This is a genomic window from Snodgrassella sp. M0351, assembly GCF_016100575.1.
Lineage (GTDB): Bacteria > Pseudomonadota > Gammaproteobacteria > Burkholderiales > Neisseriaceae > Snodgrassella > Snodgrassella alvi.
Window position 1 is genome coordinate 1,343,435 of record NZ_JACFSG010000001.1, and the last position, 17,931, is coordinate 1,361,365.

At 38.3% G+C, this 17,931-nt stretch carries 16 protein-coding genes; 9 read left to right on the plus strand and 7 right to left on the minus strand.

What is annotated here, in order from left to right:
• The first annotated feature begins 87 nt into the window (after positions 1–87).
• The 6 genes from H3V01_RS05935 (at position 88) to H3V01_RS05960 (ending at position 5,272) form a co-directional block, all read left to right on the plus strand.
• Positions 88–537 (plus strand): DUF3592 domain-containing protein, encoded by a 450-nt coding sequence (locus H3V01_RS05935; RefSeq protein WP_198186240.1) that lies wholly within the window; start codon positions 88–90, stop codon positions 535–537.
• Between the two features lie 154 nt (positions 538–691).
• Positions 692–889 (plus strand): hypothetical protein, encoded by a 198-nt coding sequence (locus H3V01_RS05940; protein WP_198186241.1) that lies wholly within the window; start codon positions 692–694, stop codon positions 887–889.
• Between the two features lie 219 nt (positions 890–1,108).
• On the plus strand, positions 1,109–1,507 hold the full coding sequence (locus tag H3V01_RS05945; protein ID WP_025331083.1) for a DUF3592 domain-containing protein: 399 nt from the start codon (positions 1,109–1,111) through the stop codon (positions 1,505–1,507).
• A gap of 582 nt (positions 1,508–2,089) precedes the next feature.
• A complete protein-coding gene (locus tag H3V01_RS05950) occupies positions 2,090–2,542 on the plus strand; it encodes a hypothetical protein (RefSeq protein WP_198186242.1) in 453 nt (150 codons plus the stop codon).
• Positions 2,543–3,114: 572 nt separating this feature from the next.
• Entirely contained in the window at positions 3,115–3,972 is an 858-nt protein-coding gene (locus H3V01_RS05955) for a LysR family transcriptional regulator (protein ID WP_198186243.1), read from the plus strand.
• 31 nt (positions 3,973–4,003) lie between these two features.
• Positions 4,004–5,272, plus strand: a complete 1,269-nt coding sequence (locus H3V01_RS05960) for a glycerate kinase type-2 family protein (protein ID WP_198186244.1) — start codon at positions 4,004–4,006, stop codon at positions 5,270–5,272.
• A gap of 101 nt (positions 5,273–5,373) precedes the next feature.
• Here the strand turns inward: H3V01_RS05960 and H3V01_RS05965 are convergent, their stop codons facing one another.
• The 6 genes from H3V01_RS05965 to H3V01_RS05990 all read right to left on the minus strand — a co-directional run bounded on the left by H3V01_RS05965 (position 5,374) and on the right by H3V01_RS05990 (position 13,953).
• The gene (locus tag H3V01_RS05965; protein WP_198186245.1) at positions 5,374–5,616 is read right to left on the minus strand and encodes a helix-hairpin-helix domain-containing protein; all 243 of its coding nucleotides are present in this window, start codon (positions 5,614–5,616) and stop codon (positions 5,374–5,376) included.
• A 221-nt stretch (positions 5,617–5,837) separates the two neighbouring features.
• Positions 5,838–8,528 (minus strand): magnesium-translocating P-type ATPase, encoded by a 2,691-nt coding sequence (gene mgtA / locus H3V01_RS05970; protein ID WP_232332604.1) that lies wholly within the window; start codon positions 8,526–8,528, stop codon positions 5,838–5,840.
• Between the two features lie 440 nt (positions 8,529–8,968).
• Positions 8,969–10,042, minus strand: coding sequence for an A/G-specific adenine glycosylase (mutY, locus tag H3V01_RS05975; protein WP_198186247.1), 1,074 nt, complete (start codon positions 10,040–10,042; stop codon positions 8,969–8,971).
• Positions 10,043–10,311: 269 nt separating this feature from the next.
• Entirely contained in the window at positions 10,312–11,706 is a 1,395-nt protein-coding gene (locus tag H3V01_RS05980) for a tetratricopeptide repeat protein (protein WP_025331090.1), read from the minus strand.
• A 168-nt stretch (positions 11,707–11,874) separates the two neighbouring features.
• Complete coding sequence (locus H3V01_RS05985; protein ID WP_304944968.1) at positions 11,875–12,348, minus strand: tetratricopeptide repeat protein; 474 nt, start codon at positions 12,346–12,348, stop codon at positions 11,875–11,877.
• Between the two features lie 6 nt (positions 12,349–12,354).
• The gene (locus H3V01_RS05990) at positions 12,355–13,953 is read right to left on the minus strand and encodes an SEL1-like repeat protein (protein WP_198186249.1); all 1,599 of its coding nucleotides are present in this window, start codon (positions 13,951–13,953) and stop codon (positions 12,355–12,357) included.
• Positions 13,954–14,287: 334 nt separating this feature from the next.
• On the opposite strand from H3V01_RS05990, the gene H3V01_RS05995 reads away from it, so the two are divergent.
• Complete coding sequence (locus H3V01_RS05995) at positions 14,288–15,346, plus strand: bifunctional transcriptional activator/DNA repair enzyme AdaA (protein ID WP_198186250.1); 1,059 nt, start codon at positions 14,288–14,290, stop codon at positions 15,344–15,346.
• A 121-nt stretch (positions 15,347–15,467) separates the two neighbouring features.
• Here the strand turns inward: H3V01_RS05995 and H3V01_RS06000 are convergent, their stop codons facing one another.
• Positions 15,468–15,752 carry a YciI family protein gene (locus H3V01_RS06000; RefSeq protein WP_198186251.1) on the minus strand — a complete coding sequence of 95 codons (285 nt, stop codon included), beginning with the start codon at positions 15,750–15,752 and terminating at the stop codon, positions 15,468–15,470.
• A 201-nt stretch (positions 15,753–15,953) separates the two neighbouring features.
• On the opposite strand from H3V01_RS06000, the gene H3V01_RS06005 reads away from it, so the two are divergent.
• Both H3V01_RS06005 and H3V01_RS06010 read left to right on the plus strand, forming a co-directional pair.
• Positions 15,954–17,111: a THUMP domain-containing class I SAM-dependent RNA methyltransferase gene (locus H3V01_RS06005; RefSeq protein WP_198186252.1), complete on the plus strand. Its 1,158-nt coding sequence runs from the start codon at positions 15,954–15,956 to the stop codon at positions 17,109–17,111.
• Positions 17,108–17,854 carry a pseudouridine synthase gene (locus H3V01_RS06010; RefSeq protein ID WP_198186253.1) on the plus strand — a complete coding sequence of 249 codons (747 nt, stop codon included), beginning with the start codon at positions 17,108–17,110 and terminating at the stop codon, positions 17,852–17,854. The genes H3V01_RS06005 and H3V01_RS06010 overlap by 4 nt, the downstream gene beginning before the upstream one ends.
• The last annotated feature ends 77 nt before the right edge of the window (positions 17,855–17,931 follow it).

The following is a 17,931-nucleotide window of genomic DNA, read 5'->3' on the forward strand; positions in this document are numbered from 1 at the left end:
TTTTATATATTGCTTTAATTATAAAAATAAATAAATTATATTATTTAATTAATTTTATATGTAAATATTTGTTATAATAATTTTATTATGGAAAAAATAGAAAAAATACTCTTGTCAGTGGCTGCCATAGTTTTTAGCGTTTCGATTATAGGTTTAACTCTATCCGATGCGAAATTTATTTTCGGGCTTACCAGACACGGAAAAGAAACATTAGCTACGGTAATAGATACCAAATCCCAAGACGAAGGACGTGGGATAGTCCTCCATATACTGACAGTAGAATACACCGACAACTATAATAAAACCTATATCAAAAATGATATTAAAACCTATAAAAACTTAAATCCTGGCGATAAAATTACAATTATTTATAATAAATTTTCTCCTCAGGTAGCCGATATCAAAGGCAACCATAACCGTAAAAATAATTTTTCTGCAGAACTATTCGCCTCCTTTATGATTATCATTGCTGCAATTTATTATTATCAGGAATTTAAATTCAATCCAAATTATTGGAAATTTAAAAAAAGATATTAGTATCAGTTTTAGATAAAAAAATAGTGTATTGAATTTACTAACGAGAAACAATATCTTTTTTACTGAATAATTATTTCCTTTAAAGAAACAGAATGAACACATTACAAAATGTGTAGGTTTTTGGTTACCTAGTAGAGACAGAGCAGCTTTACTAATGAATCCTGCAGAACAGGTCATCACAATCGACAAACATCTGTCTGATAATCTTTATATCTGTTATCTGTATGGAATTGAAAGTGCGACCCAGATCATCAGCATCACCTATCAGATTAGCCGTGCACTGCAAAGCATTGTATGCATAGGTACCGGATCGGCCGGAGGTGAAATCCGCTATACCCGCCGTTTCGATTAAGTCATCACTGATAAAAATGTTCAGAGTTCACAACCGGTACATGGTTTAAAATACTCTGAACATTTTATATACTACTTGAATTGTAAAAATAAATAATTTATATTAGTACAATGAATTTTATATATAAATATCTGTTATTAGCTCCTTATTATGAAAAAAATAAACAAAATAATAATAATATCCTGCTATATCAGCTTTATAGTCCTTACCGCACTATATATGGCTGTAACTTTCTCCGATGCGAAAATTATTTTCGGACTTGCCAGACATGGGGAAGAAACATTAGCTACGATAGTAACTAGCGAATCCTATGTCTATAGAAATCGTGAATATTATTTAGTAACAGCCGAATTTACTGATAAATATAATAAAACTTATATTACAAATACTATCAAAACCGAAAATAGCTTGAAGCCTGGCGATAAAATTACAATTATTTATAATAAATTTTCTCCTCAAGTTGCCGATCGCAAAGACAACAGTTTGCGCAAAAAGAAATTTAATATAAATTTATATATTTGCTTTATTTTTATTATTCTTACAATTCAAGGGTATCAGGAATTCAAATCCAGTCCAAATTTTTGGAGATCCAAAAGAAAATATAAGCATAAGCTTTAAGTAAAAATTTAATACAAAATAAATAATCTTTTTTCTAAAGATATTAGCTTATATTCTTGAAAAAAATCCAATCTATTCCAATTTAACTTTTATCAGACATAATTCCAGGTTTATAATAATTATTTCAGCAGATACATAAACTTATTACTGACACCTGTGTCTACTGAAAATGCCAATTAAGTAACAATCTGCAATTATTTAAACCTATTTTCTGTCTTAAAACGACCAACAACAGTAAACCACTCAGCCCGCACAAACAGACCCGTCAGCAACAGAAAACTTCCTAATCATTCCAGCATATCAGCAACACCAATTATCGAAATGCTATTGATCCAGTCTCGTCAGTTATAAAAATCGCCATTATCAGAATATTGTGCGCATAGGTACCGAATCAGCCGGAATGAAATTCGTTATATCCGCCGTTTTGATTAAGTCATCACTGATAAAGATGTTCAGAGCACACAACCGACACATGGTTTGAAATACTCTGAACATTTTATATATTGCTTGAATTGTAAAAATAAATAAATTATATTATTTAATTAATTTAATATGTAAATATTTATTATTATTCTTTATATTATGAGTAAAATAGAAAAAATCCTCTTATTAGTGGTTGCCATATTTTTTAGCTTTAAGATTATAGGTACAACTTTATATGATGCAAAATTACTTTTCATACTTTCCAGATACAGTGAAGAAACATTCGCTACGGTAATAGATTCCAAAGAATCTATCTTTTCCTCAAGAAAAACTGGGGAAGTCTATATACTGACAGTTATATATACCGACAAACACAATAAAACTTATATTACAAATATTCGTAGCGATTATCACTTATCTCCTGGTAATACAATTAAAATTATCTATAGTAAATTTTTTCCTAAAGTAGCAGATATCAAAGGCAATCATAGCCGTAAATTTGAGTTTTATTGTTATTTATTTTTATCTTTTATGATTATTATTACTGCAATTTATTATTATCGAAAATCTAAATCAACTCCGGATTATTGGAAATCTAAAAAAAGATATTAGCATTAGTTTTAAATAAAAAAATTTAGTACAAAATAAATAATCTTTTTTCTAATGAAATTGGCATATATTCCTAAAAAATCCAATCCATTCCAATTAAACCTTTATAACTCTTATCAGACATAAATCCAGGTTTATAATAATTATTTCAGCAGATACATAAAATTATCGCTAGCACCGGCATCTGCTTAAAATGCCATTTAAGTAACAATCTGCAATTATTGAAACCGATTTTCCGTCTTAAAAATGACCACCGCCGGCAACAGAATACTTCCCAATCATTCCTGCATACCGGCAACACTTATTATCAAAAATAACACTATTGATCCATTCCCGTCAGTCATTGAAAATCGCCGCTATAAAAATTTTGCCGTGGCATGCTGTATGTATAAAAAAGCTACGACTATACGTAGTAACCCCAAAGCAAACTCAGCCCCCATAGTATGAATCTTATCTATCTCAAACATAGTAATTTCTGCCATTCATTCATAAAAAACATGAAAATAGTGTATTGAATTTACTAAAAAGAAACGATATCATTTTTATTAAATAATTATTTCCTTTAAAGAAACAGAATGGACACATTACAAAGCATGTGGGTTTTCCGTTACGTAGTAGAGTTAGGCAGCTTCACTAAAGCTGCTGAATTTATGGATATTTCTACTGCGATGGCCAGTAAACACCTGCATCATCTGGAAAAAAACATTCAGGCTAAACTACTCAACCGTACCAGCCGTCGCATCAGCCTTACCGAAGCCGGACAGGAATACTATCATCGCTGTGTAGAAGCACTGGATACACTTACCGAAGCCAAACGTGTTGCACAGGCTGGTACGGTCAAACCGCAGGGCTTACTTAAAATTACCGCTCCTAACTGGTGTGCTTCACGCCAGTTTGGTGAAATTCTATCAGAATACCGGCAGCAATTTCCGGAAGTAAGTTTATCCATCAACCTGGACAGCCGGCGTACCGATCTGGTTGCAGAGGGTATCGATCTTGCTTTACGTGTCACCAATAACCCTGAACCCAATCTCATTGTTAAACCCATTACCCGCATTGATTTTTTATGGGTAGCCAGCCCGAAATATCTGGAAAAATACGGCATGCCGCATACTGTAGCAGACCTGAAACAGCATTATGGTCTGTTACCACAATACGTTCATCTTGATTTACCGCTTATTCCTGCCTGTACCAGTAACAGTGCTCTGCTAATACACAAGATGGCGCTTAATCATATGGGACTGGCATACTTGCCTGAATGGATGGTGAGAGAAGATATACAACAAAAACGTTTAGAAATCATCGAACACATCGCTTGTCCGGAAAGCCATACACTGTATGCAGCCTATATGAATCGTGAATTTCTCAGCGCTAAAGTGCGTAGTTTTATTGATTTTCTGGCAGAAAAATTTGAAACTGCTAAAAACCGCTAAAATCCAGTAAAAAATCTAAGGGGAGAACAGTATGCTCAGCCACGATAATGCCATCAGCTTTTTACAGCAATTATTTCGCTATACTATCGAAGAAGCCAGTCCGGTGAATAAAATGAGTAACTGGTTACCACAGACCAATCCATGCGGACGAGTGATAGTTGTCGGTGCAGGCAAAGCTGCTGCTGCCATGGCGGCTGAATGGGAAAGAATCTGGCCACAAGACTATCCGCCATTATCCGGTGTCGTTGTTACCCGCTACGGACACACCACCCCTACAAAGCACATCAAAGTACTCGAAGCCAGTCATCCCCTGCCGGACACTGCCGGACAGGCTGCTGCTCAGGCCTTACTTAATGCTGTTAGCGGACTAAATCCGCACGATCAGGTATATTATCTCGTTTCCGGCGGTGCTTCCGCTCTGACCACACTGCCTGTTAGCAGCATTACACTGGCTGATAAGCAATATATTAACCGCCAGTTACTTAGTAATGGTGTTCCCATAGACGCTATGAATACACTGCGGAAACATCTTTCTCGCATCAAAGGCGGTCGACTGGCTGCCGCAGCAGCACCAGCACATATCACCACTCTGGCTATTTCAGATGTAGTTGGTGATGATATCAGTACCATAGGCTCCGGCGCAGGTGTGCCCGATCCTACCACACTGGCTGATATTAAACGTATCGTAAATCAATACCAAATCGATCTCCCCGCAAGTGTTATCACCTATTTAAATAAAGCTGATGCAGAAACACCTAAAAATCTTCCAAACAGCAGTGCTCACATAATTATTAACCCTGATCAGGTATTTACTGCCGTGCAAAATTGGGCAATCAATCAGGAAATTGAAGTACTGTATCTGGGAGACCGTATAGGTGGCGAATCACGGGAGGTGGCTCAGGTGATGGCCGGAATCGCTCTGTTTCAGCAAAACCGGCATCAGCGCAGTAAACCTTTGCTGATTCTCAGCGGTGGAGAAACCACTGTTACCCTGAACCGGCAACAAGGACGCGGAGGTCGTAACACTGAATTTTTACTGGCACTGGCTATTGCTCTGAATGGAGCAAACAATATTTATGCACTGGCGGCCGATACAGATGGTATTGATGGCAGCGAAGATAATGCCGGAGCATGGATAACACCTGATACATTACTCCGTGCTGAACAGGCCGGAATATCAGCACAAGATATGCTGAATAATCATAATGCATATGATTTTTTCAGCACAACCGGACAACTACTGGTGACAACCCCGACATTAACCAATATCAATGACTTTCGTGCAATCTTAGTGCTGTAAATTAAATAATAGTAAAAACCAACCTGATAAATTGTTGTTAATAAATAATATATTTTTATCAGACATACAGTAGTTAATTGCTCTAAACAATACAGATTTACTCATTTCTGAACTTTCCCACGCGCAAAATCTACTGCCATAGTGACAGCTGTTTTGGCTTGCGGACTATTTTTCCAGCAGCTACTGCCAACCAAACTGGCTGCCTGCTCAGTAATATTCTGTGGGTTTGCAAAAGCAAGCTTATCCAATGAGTCAATACCCATCTGCTCCAGACGCATAATTACCTTTTCTCCTACCCCTTTTACAGTAAGCAAAGCCGCTTTTTCAGTTTCAGTAAATGCCATTTATTTCTCTTTTCTGAATATAATAATTTCAATATGATTTAAAATACTATAAATATCAGTCATAAAGCAAACTGAAAATAATCATTCAATCTTAAAACTGCCAGTTCTTATACTCATCCTGATAAAATTATTCAGGCAATAAAATCAGTATTTAGCTTGTCCTTATTTGATTCAGACCTGAAAAAAGCGAGTACTCAACTCGCTTTTTTTTTACATAATATTCAGAACCATTGTCCGAAACGGCGAATATACCAGCGTTTCACTATCTGAGTTACAACACAGTAACAACCCAGTGTCAGTACCAACCAGGGGAAATATTGCCATGGTAGCGGTACCAGCCCGATCCAGCTGCTAATTGGCGAAAACGGAATATAAATACCAATAGCCATAATTAACCCTGTCATCAGCAATACCGGTAAAGCAGCGGTACTTTGTACAAACGGTATTCTGCGGGTACGCAGCATATGTACTACCAGAGTCTGTGACAATAAACCTTCTACAAACCAGCCGGAATGAAACAGATTCTGCACTTCCGGCGCATTAGCATGGAACACAAACCACATCAGCGCAAAAGTACTGATATCAAATATAGAGGAAATAGGACCGATAAACAGCATAAAACGGCTGATATTGGATACATCCCATTTACGCGGTTTACGCAAAAATTCCTCATCCATTTTATCCCACGGCAATGATAGCTGAGAAAAATCATACAGAAGATTCTGAATCAGTAACTGAATAGCCAGCATAGGCAGAAATGGCAGGAACGCACTGGCAAACAATACTGAAAACACATTGCCAAAATTAGAGCTGGCAGTCATATTCAGATATTTAATAATATTGCCAAAAGTTTCACGTCCTTTGATTACGCCCTCTTCCAATACCATCAGACTTTTTTCCAGCAGAATAATATCAGCCGATTCTTTGGCAATATCAGTAGCCGTATCCACAGAAATACCGACATCGGCATCGCGCAGAGCCGGAGCATCATTGATACCGTCACCAAGAAAACCGACTGTATGTCCGTTTTCCTGAAGCAGACGAATAATCCGTGATTTCTGTAATGGTGTTAGTTTGGCGAATACAGTATGTTTTTCCAGCAGAGGTTTCAGTACCTCATCACTTAGAGCCTCAATTTCACTACCTAGTAAAGGCTGTCCGGCTTCAATTCCGACTTCATAACAAATCTTACGGGTAACAATCGCATTATCACCAGTTAAAACCTTAACAGTCACACCATTTTCACTCAGCGCAGCAATAGCCTGTGCAGCACTGTCTTTCGGCGGATCTAGAAAAGTCAGAAAGCCGCACAGAGTAAGCTCAGTTTCATCAGCAACTGCATATTGTGCTTTCTGAGCTTCAGTACTAATGTATTTTTTACCAATCGCCAGTACCCGGAAACCTTCCTTATTATAGCTTTCAGCTAAAGCCAGCAATTGTTCCCGCCGCGCTGCATCTAATGGCAGATATTCTCCGTGCTCATAAACACAGCTGGAAATAGACAGCATTTCTTCCACTGCGCCCTTACAAATCAGCACATGGCGCTGTTCTTCATCCTGTAAAACCACAGATAAACGCCGGCGAATAAAATCAAACGGTAATTCATCAATTTTATGATAGCTGCCATCGCTGATACCTGCCCTGTTTTCAGGCTCCTGTGCAAAACGCACAATGGCTTTATCCATCAGATTTTTCATACCGCTCTGATAGGAACTGTTTAACCAGGCCAGTTGCAAAACTTCACTATCATTATTGCCATGAATATTCGTGTAATGCTCAAGAATAATTTTATCCTGAGTTAATGTACCGGTTTTGTCTGTACATAAAATATCCATTGAACCGAAATTCTGAATAGCACTCAGGCGTTTTACCACTACCTTACGCCGTGCCATGGCCATAGCACCTTTAGCCAGATTGGCACTGACAATCATTGGCAGCATCTCAGGAGTCAGCCCGACAGCAACAGCAAGTGCAAACAGAGCAGCATCCCCCCAGTCTCCCTTAGTGAAGCCATTAATCAGCAACACCACCGGCACCAGAACCAGCATAAAACGAATCAGCAAATGACTAACACTGTTTACACCGCGATCAAACGCAGTCTGGCTGCGTGTACCGACAATTGATTTGGCCAGAGAGCCAAAATAGGTATCATTTCCTGTTGCCACAACCACGGCTTTAGCCGTACCACTGACAATATTAGTACCCATGAAGCAGATATTTTCTGCATCCAGCGGATCAGCTGATAATGGCTGCTCTTCAATAGCAAGCGTGCTATTCATACCAAGAGTATCAGATTTCTCTACCGGAATAGACTCACCGGTCAGTACAGCCTGACTGATAAACAAGTCACGTGATTCAATCAGACGCACATCAGCCGGTACCATATCGCCGGCAGATAACAAAATAATATCTCCCGGTACCACTTCTTTAATCGGTACTTCAAGCTGTTCTGCATTGATATCTCTATGGCTGCGGCGCACTACTGTAGCAGTGGTGCTGATCATAGATTTCAGCGCCTGTGCAGCCTTATTGGAACGATATTCCTGCCAGAAACTGAGTACACCACTGAGCAGAACCATTACCAGAATTATTGTAATACCGCTCACACTGGTTTCTTCACCATTATGCAAAGGAATCAGATAATCAGTGAAAAAGCTTACTAAAGCCAGCGCCAGTAAAACAAAAATAAACGGATTTTTAAAGGCTAGTAATAATTGCAGCCAGACTGATGGTGCTTTATCGTGCACTACATCGTTATTGCCAAAACTGATCAGTCTTTCTTTAACATCCTGCTCAGTCAGACCATTTAAACTGGTCTGTAAATTAGACAGTGTACGGTCAAGACTGTTGCGAGACTCCAGCACAGCCTTGATTACCACTGGTTGGGAAATGATTTTTTTGAATTTTTTCATAAACAGTACCTCACCGACCATGATATTTCCCGGTCGGCAGATACTGTTAACCCGGAAACATCAACGGCCTTGTTGCAGTTGTTGTTTTAATAAAATAAACGGTCGACTCGAATCTTCTTCCATTGTTTTATTCCCGGTTAAATAATCAGATACTTAATACATAGAATTAAGCACACCTTACTGAAACAACAGCTTTCTCTTCTTTATTCTGTCTGAATAACTAAAACATCTGAAAGACAGCAATATTTCAGCAAGATAGCGTTTATACATATTTGTGATGTCAGTGTCAATTATATTTACGCTATACAAATTAAAAAACAATATTATTCACAATATATAATATTAATAACGATAATATGCACATAAAACAGACAAATTTAAAAATAAATATACGCAGCAAAATAGCGGTTAAAAATTATGCTATTAACATAATAATCAAATTAAAAAAGACTGCTCTGTTTTACGTTCAGATAATCATATAACGGTTTAGGGATACCATATGCATTCAGATTATTGGCTGATACCCATTCACCAGTTATTGCACAAGATGCAGCATCCTGCCCGGTATTTATCTGAGCAGCAAAAGGCAGAATAAGCAATTGACGATGAGTTAAACGATGACTGAATTCAATACCTTCAGTTAAATCTTCAGCAGTACAACCAAACTTTGCAGCAAGTTTATACAAATCATCCAGACTGTCTGCACATGGTACACACCATAAACCACCCCATATTCCTTTAGCAGGACGTTTATGCAAAAATATTGCACCATCACAGTTACGTAAAACCAGCCAATATAGCGATAAATTTTTTACACTTACAGCTTTTTTCTTACGCGGTAATTCAGCAATACGGTTCTGGGCATATGCCTGACACAGATCGTTCATCGGACATGAACAGCATATTGGCTTACTGCGCTTACATACCGTTGCTCCCAAATCCATCAGCCCCTGAATATAAGCCGGCATATCTGCTGCATTAAGTGGCAGCAAGGCTTCTGCTTTGCGCCAGAGCTTATCTTCAAAAGCTTTATTCGCAATATCACCGTCCAGAGCAAAAACCCGGCACAATACCCGCTTTACATTACCATCCAGAATGGTTTCGCGTGCATCAAAGCAAAATGCAGCAATCGCTGCTGCCGTACTGCGACCTACACCACATAAAGTTTGTAATTCCACACGACTGTGTGGAAAATTTCCTGAAAATTCAGATATAACTTGCCTGGCAGCCTTATGCAAATTGCGTGCACGACTGTAGTAGCCCAGCCCTTGCCACAGACCCAGCACTTCATCTTCATCAGCCGCCGCCAGTGCCCGGACATCAGGAAATGCAGCCAGAAAGCGCTGATAATAATCAAGTACCGTGGACACCTGCGTTTGCTGCAACATAATTTCCGATAACCATACCTTATATGGTTCACGACACTGCCATGGCAGACCATGCCGGCCATGCTGACGCTGCCAGCTTACCAGGCGAGAAGCAAACTCCGCCTCCTGCACTGCTTGTTTATTCATAACACCCTAATTTAACATAAAAAAATCATGATCAGCCTGAATAATTCAGGTAATAAACTAATATGGGTAATTATAGACATAAAACAAGAATCTGCTTTAGAAAAGCAAAATTATTTCATAATCATAAACAGAGAAATATTATCAATAGTGTTAAATTTCATGATATAAAATTTAAATAACAGTGACTACTTATTAAAATCTACTGTAAAAAAATTTCAGAATTCATAGTTTTAAAATGAAAAATAATATCCATGATAACCAATATGGTTTTATTTCAATTGATTGTATATTTCACAAGCTTCCTGATTACCATTTTTACAGCTCTTACCGAATAATTCTTTAGCTATCCGTTTATTTTGTTTGACACCGGTACCATTCAAAAACATATAGGCCAGATTATACTGAGCATCTGCATTTTCCTGTTTAGCCGCCAGCTGATAATATCTGGCTGCTTTTGCAAAGTCCTGTTTCACTCCTTCACCATTCTCATACATATTAGCTAAGCTATTTTGTGAGAACGAATCTCCCTGGTCGGCAGCCAATTGGTAGTATTTTAATGATTTTATATAATCTTGTTTAACACCCTCTCCCTCACTATACAAATACCCCAAATGAGCCTGAGCACCAATTTTTCCCTGATCTGCCGCTAATTGAAAATATTTGACAGCCTCTTCATAATTCTGTTCTATCTCTGTACCTTTGAAATACATTAATCCCATATTATATTGTGCAGCTGCCAAGCCCTTTTTAGCAGCAAGACGATAACACTGAGCAGCTCTCTGATAATCTTGTTCAATACCCTTACCATTAAACAACATCAGCCCTAAATTATAGATAGCGTAAGAATACCCTTTTTTGGCTGCCAGTTTATAATATTTAACTGATTTAGAATAATCAGCCGGGACAATCTGACCAAACTCATAAATTACGCCCAGATTATATTGTGCAATTGCATTACCCTGATCAGCCGCTAATTTATAATATTTAATAGCTTCGGTATCATTTTGTTCAATACCACCATAGCCATATCTGTAATATGCACCAAGATTAAATAGTGCTTCCGGACTGTTCTTTAAAGCTGCAATATGAAAGTACTTTAAGGCTTGTTTGTGATTCTGTTTGACGCCTGAACCTTCGCTATACATCATACCCAGATTAGTCAGAGCATCGGCATGTCCTTGTTTAGCAGCCAGTTGATAATACTTAAATGCCTGCGCAAAATTTTGTTCTACCCCTATACCATTATAGTAAACATATCCTAAATGAAACTGTGCATTTATATTTCCTCTATCAGAGGCTAGCTGATAATAATATATAGCTTTATCATAATCCTGCTGAAGACTATTACCTTTTTCATACATGTTTGCCAGACTGAGCAAAGCATCTTCATTCCCTTGTTCAGCAGATAACCGGCAATAATAAAATGCCTTTGTAAAATCCTGTTTTACTCCTTCTCCATAGTAATACATCACGCCTAAATTATATTGAGCACCACTATCACCTTGTTCAGATGCTAACTTAAAATAGTTAAAAGCATTAATATAATTCTGCTCAACGCCTGCACCCTTGTAATACATTAATCCAATAGTAAATTGGGCATTAACATCTCCTTTTTTTGCCGCTTCCAGAACACATAAAAAATTATCTGAACTTTTTGTTTCCATCTTCTTATTATCCCTTTTACAGTAAGCTTTTAAACTTTTTAAGAATATTTTTATCTGCAAATATAAATAACCTCAATCACAGAGATCAATAATAAAAAAGTTATGTAGCATTCAGACATCATCAAAGATTTTTGTATTACTTTTTTTATAAATTTTCTGAAAATACTTTTATTTCTTTATTCCAAAACCATTTTCTTGCATAAACTCCAGATTATTCTGAGCTTTATAGTGTCCTTGTACTGCCGCCAGCTTATAGTATTTATATGCCTCTGTATAATTTTGCTCCGTTCCTTTTCCATTCTCATACATAAGGCCAAGAGAAAATTGTGCATCGCTATTTCCCTGTTCCGCAGCTAGCTGATAATATTCAATACTTTTAATATAGCTTTGTTCTACACCTCTACCATAATAGTACATACTACCTGCATAATATTGAGCGATAGGATTTCCTTGCTCAGCGGCAGCCAGATAATACCTAAATGCTTTTTTATAATTCTTTTCTACACCATCACCGTTTTCATATAAAATACCTAAATTAATTTGTGCATCACTATTTCCCTGTTCCGCAGCCAGCTTATAATATTTACATGCCTCTGTATAATTTTGCTCCTTTCCTTCTCCTTTTGCATACATAAGACCCAGAGCAAATTATGCATCGCTATTGCCTTGTTGCGCAGCTAACTGAAAATATTCAAAGCTTTTAGCGTAATTCTGTTCTCTACCTTTACCGAAATAATACAAATCACCTAAATTAACTTGTGCATCAATATTTCCCTGTTCTGCTGCAAACTTATAATATTTGTATGCTTCTGCAAAATCTTGTTCTATTCCCCGTCCACATTCATATATAACACCCAGTTTATTTTGGGCATCGCTATTACCCTGTTGCGCAGCTAATTTATAATATTTAATACTTTTAATGTAATTCTGTTCTACACCTTTACCGAAATAATACAAATCACCTAAATTACACTGTCCAGTGGCATTTCCAAGCTCAGCAGCTGCTGCAATATACTCAAATGCTTTTGCATAATCCTGTTCTACACCAAAACCATACTTATATAAAATACCTAAATTAATTTGTGCATCAATATTTCCCTGTTCAGCAGCCAGTCTATAGTATTTATATGCTTCAGTATAATCTTGTGCTGTCCCCTCTCCATCTCTGTACATATTACCCAGATGAAATTGCACATCACTATCACCTTGTTGCACAGCTAATCGATAATACTTAATTGCTTTTGCATAATTCTTTTCTACACCCTTACCCTCATAATACAAAGTGCCTAAATTAATTTGTGCCCTAATATTTCCTTGTTCAGCGGCCAGCTTAAAGTATTTATATGCTTCTGCATAATTTTGCTCTGTTCCCTTACCTTTCTCATACATGATACCCAGAGTAAATTGGGCATCACTATTTCCCTGTTCCGCAGCTGACTTATAATATTCAATACTTTTAATCAAGCTTTGTTCTACACCTTTACCATAATAATACATACTACCTGCATAATATTGAGCGATAGGATTTCCTTCCTCAGCGGCAGCCTGATAACACTCAAATGCTTTTGCATAATTCTGTTCTACACCATCACCGTTTTCATATAAAATACCTAAATTAACTTGTGCATCACTATTTCCCTGCTCGGCTGCCAGCTTAAAGTATTTATATGCTTCTGCATAATTTTGCTCTGTTCCCTTACCCTTCTCATACATGATACCCAGAGTAAATTGGGCATCACTGTCACCCTGTTGCGCAGCCAACTGACAATACTCAAAGCTTTTAGCGTAATTCTGTTCTGTACCTTTACCGAAATAATACAAATCACCTAAGTTATACTGAGCAATAGCGTCTCCCTGCTTAGCCGCAGCTGCATAACATTCAAATGCTTTTGCATAATCCTGTTCTACACCATCACCATTTTCATACAATAGACCTAAATTATACTGAGCAATAGCATCTCCCTGTGCAGCTGCAGCTGCATAATATTCAGCTGCCTTTTCATAATTCTGCTCTACGCCATAACCCTCGCTATAAAATAAACCTAAATTGACTTGTGCTCCAATGTTTCCCTGTTCGGCAGCCAGCCTATAGTATTTATATGCCTCTGCATAATTTTGCTCTGTTTCTTCTCCGTTCTCATACATAACACCCAGGTTAAATTGGGCATCCGCATCTCCTTTTTGAGCCGCTTCCAGAGTACTTAAAAACTTATCTGATTTTTTTGTTTCCATCTTTTCATTACTCATTTTGCAAAACCGATTTATATTATTTTCACAATATTTTTATTTTAAATTACAAAGAGATTAAATCATACAATCTAATAATTCAAATTATAAAAATAGTTATCCATTTTTCGGTTGTTATTGTCAGCATTAATTTTTAATATCTTTTTATTTACTGCTACATCAACAGAAACTACATTGGAGCAAATTTAACTATGCTCATTCCAGAACCTAATTACATAATCTTTTAGCTTAAAAACGCCTAATTAAATTATGCAAAAAAAGTAATTTAACTACACCATTGCAGGCAGATGAATTGGTTTACAGTGTTCACAAAATACAGGAAAGTATATTTTAAATGCCAGTTACAGAGATAAATGAAATCAAAAAATACTATCAGGCCTTACTCACAAAAGATCAAAGTTATGTTGGTATTTTTTATGCAGGTGTGAAAACCACCTCAATATTTTGTATCGCAACATGCAGAGCAAAAAAGCCTAAATTAGAAAACACAGAATTTTTTTATACAGTCAAAGAAGCTCTGAATGCAGGTTACCGCCCATGTAAAATTTGCCGACCGACTGAAAATGCCAATGAGGCACCCGAACAGATTATTAATGCCATAAAAATGATTACTCAGAATCCAAAGATAAAAATTTCTGATTCCGTATTAAGAGCACATGAAATCAGTCCGGAAATTGTTCGCCGCTGGTTTAAAAAAAATTATGGAATTACTTTTCAGGCATATCAGAGAATGTACCGGATTAATCAGGCATATCAGGAATTGAAAACCGGTAAAAAAATAATAGATGTCGCTTTCGATAATGGTTATGGATCATTAAGCGGCTTTGGCTATATCTATAAAAAAATTGCTAAAAACTCACCATCCGGCCATTTAAACAACAACATCATACTTATTAACCGGCTGACCACGCCTATAGGTCCGATGTTTGTCTGCGCCACGCAACAGGGAGTCTGTTTGCTGGAATTTGTCTACCGGCGGATGTTAGAAACAGAGTTTAAACAATTACAGCAATTACTGAATGCCACAATTATTTTTGGTGAAAATGAACATATCATTCAGACCAGAATTCAAATTAAGGAATATTTTGAAGGAAAACGAAAATATTTTTCTATTCCACTACATACTCCCGGCACTGATTTTCAACAGGCAGTCTGGAATTGTCTCAAACAGATCCCCTACGGAGAACTCACCACCTATAAACAACAGGCAGAAAAACTGCATAATCCTCAGGCTGTCCGGGCGGTAGCCAATGCCAATGGTTTTAATCGTATTGCTATTATTATTCCCTGTCACAGAGTAATCGGCTCCAATGGTAAATTAACCGGCTACGGCGGAGGGCTGGAACGTAAAAAATGGCTGATTGACCATGAAAAAAGTAATCTTAAATCATAAAATTGTTTACACATCAGGCTAATAAAACCAGTAATGCGATTTGAGCGTCAGCATAATGATGATTTACCGTTTATCTGCCTGTAACACAAAAAACAAGTAAACATCATTCTGAAAATATTTTTTAAATAAACGCTTCAAAACCTGATGCATATTTTGTCGGTATAAATTCAATCAGTTCATATTCGGCAATCTGATGAATGTAAAACGGATCTTTAACCATAATAGACTGCGCCGATTCTTTACTGGCCGCCCGGCACAGAATAACTCCGCCGATGCGCGGTACCTGGCGGCCGGAAGCAATAAAATCACCACTATCATAGTGTTCCTGCAAATAATTCCGATGAGCAGGCAAATATTTTTCCACTTCTTCTATCGGCTTCAAATAATGCAGTTTAAAAATAAACATGGTATTTATCCTCGATTAATTAGACATATACAGCTTCTTATCCCTTTTCATCTTAAGGTTATCTTCACGCTTAATCACTCAAATTTGCAAGCCCGAAAACATAAACAATAGTCAGCACATAAACTTCAATATTACAATCATACTATTTATACATGCGCAAACCAATTTAGCATGTCCTATCTTCTTTAAATAAAGTACTGCATGAATTCATATTCTCTTTTCGTAAGCTGTCCGCGCGGGCTGGAAACCATATTAAATCAGGAACTGGTTACTCTGGGCTGTGAGCAGATTCATAATCGTGACGGTGGGATCGCACTTACAGGTGATTTAGCCAGCGTATACAAAATTAATCTGCACAGCCGTGTAGCCAGCCGGGTACTTATCCGTCTGACTACCGGCTACTTTCGCAACGAAAACGAAATTTATCAACTGGCCCGGAAAATCTGCTGGCCTGAATGGTTTGACGTAGATAAAAATTTCAAAATTCATATCGAAGGCAAACAGGCACAAATCAACAGCCTTAATTTTGCTGCCCTCAAAGTAAAAGATGCTATCTGCGATGTATTTCGCGATAAAACTGGCCGCCGCCCCAGTATAGAAAAATTTCGTCCGGATATCCGCATTCATGTCTTTATTGAGAAAAACGAAATATCTGTTTATCTGGACAGCAGTGGTGAAGCCTTATTCAAACGTGGCTACCGCAGTGACACCGGTGAAGCACCATTACGTGAAAATCTGGCAGCCGGTTTAGTGTTACTGGCCGGCTATAACGGCAGCCAGCCCTTTATGGATCCTTTTTGCGGCAGTGGTACCCTTGCCATTGAAGCCGCACTGATTGCCACCGGCACAGCACCCGGGCTGGAACGTGCTTTCGGTTTTGAAAAGCTGAATAATTATAATGATAATTTATGGCAGCAGCTGCGTCGCGCTACTCAGGCAGCCATACACCAACCATCTGCACCGATTTTCGGAGCAGATATTGATAGCAGACTAATCAGACTGGCTCAGGACAACGCCCGCTATGCCGGTATGGAGCAATATATTCAATGGCAGGTAACTGATGCTCTGGATACCCGTCCGAACGGGAATAACGGCATCATGATAAGCAATCCGCCTTATGGTGTCCGCCTTTCTGAAATTCAGCTCTTACACGCTTTATATCCTCAATTAGGCAGCTGGCTGAAACAACATTTTGCCGGCTGGCTGATCGGTATGTTCAGCGCCGACCGTGATATGCCCAAACTGATGCGTCTGTCGCCAAAACGTAAAATCCCATTATTTAACGGTAATCTGGATTGCCGCCTGTTCCTGCTGGATATGGTAGCCGGTTCTAATCGACAAAAAGAGCATAAAGCATGACAACTTCAGAACAAAACGAAGCTCAGCGTCTGTCAAAGCGCATGGCGCAACTGGGTTTATGCTCACGCCGTGAAGCAGACAGCTATATTGAAAAAGGCTGGGTAAAAGTTAATGGTAAAACTGCCGTACTCGGACAAAAAGTTTTTAATAGTGATCGCATCGACCTCGACCGGCAGGCGCACCGTCAGCAAGCCGAACGCGTTACCATTCTACTGAATAAGCCAGTAGGCTTTGTCAGCGCGCAACCGGAAAAAGGTTATCGTGCGGCCGTTGAGCTGATTACCGAAGCCAACCACTGGCAGGAAGACAAAAGCCGGATTCAGTTTCAACCGGAGCATACACGCCATCTGGCGCCGGCCGGCCGTCTGGATATCGATTCGGTAGGCTTGCTGGTACTTACTCAGGACGGGCGTATTGCCAAACAGCTGATCGGTGAACACAGTGGTATCGAAAAAGAATATCTCGTACGCGTAACCGGCAAACTGAGTGAAAGCGGTCTGGCGCTGCTGAACCACGGATTAAGTCTTGACGGTGAAAAACTGCGGCCGGCTAAAGTCAGCTGGCAAAATCAGGATCAGCTGCGCTTTATACTTAAACAAGGTAAAAAACGCCAAATCAGGCGCATGTGTGAACTGGTAGGCTTACGTGTAACCGGTCTGAAACGGGTACGCATGGGTAAAATCAAACTGGGTGCCCTGCCACCGGGGCAATGGCGTTATTTAAGCCCGCAGGAAAAATTCTGATACTCTGCATCCTGAACGGATATAAATTATATTTAATTGAAAATACTAATAATATCTTTTAACATCAATATTTTCCC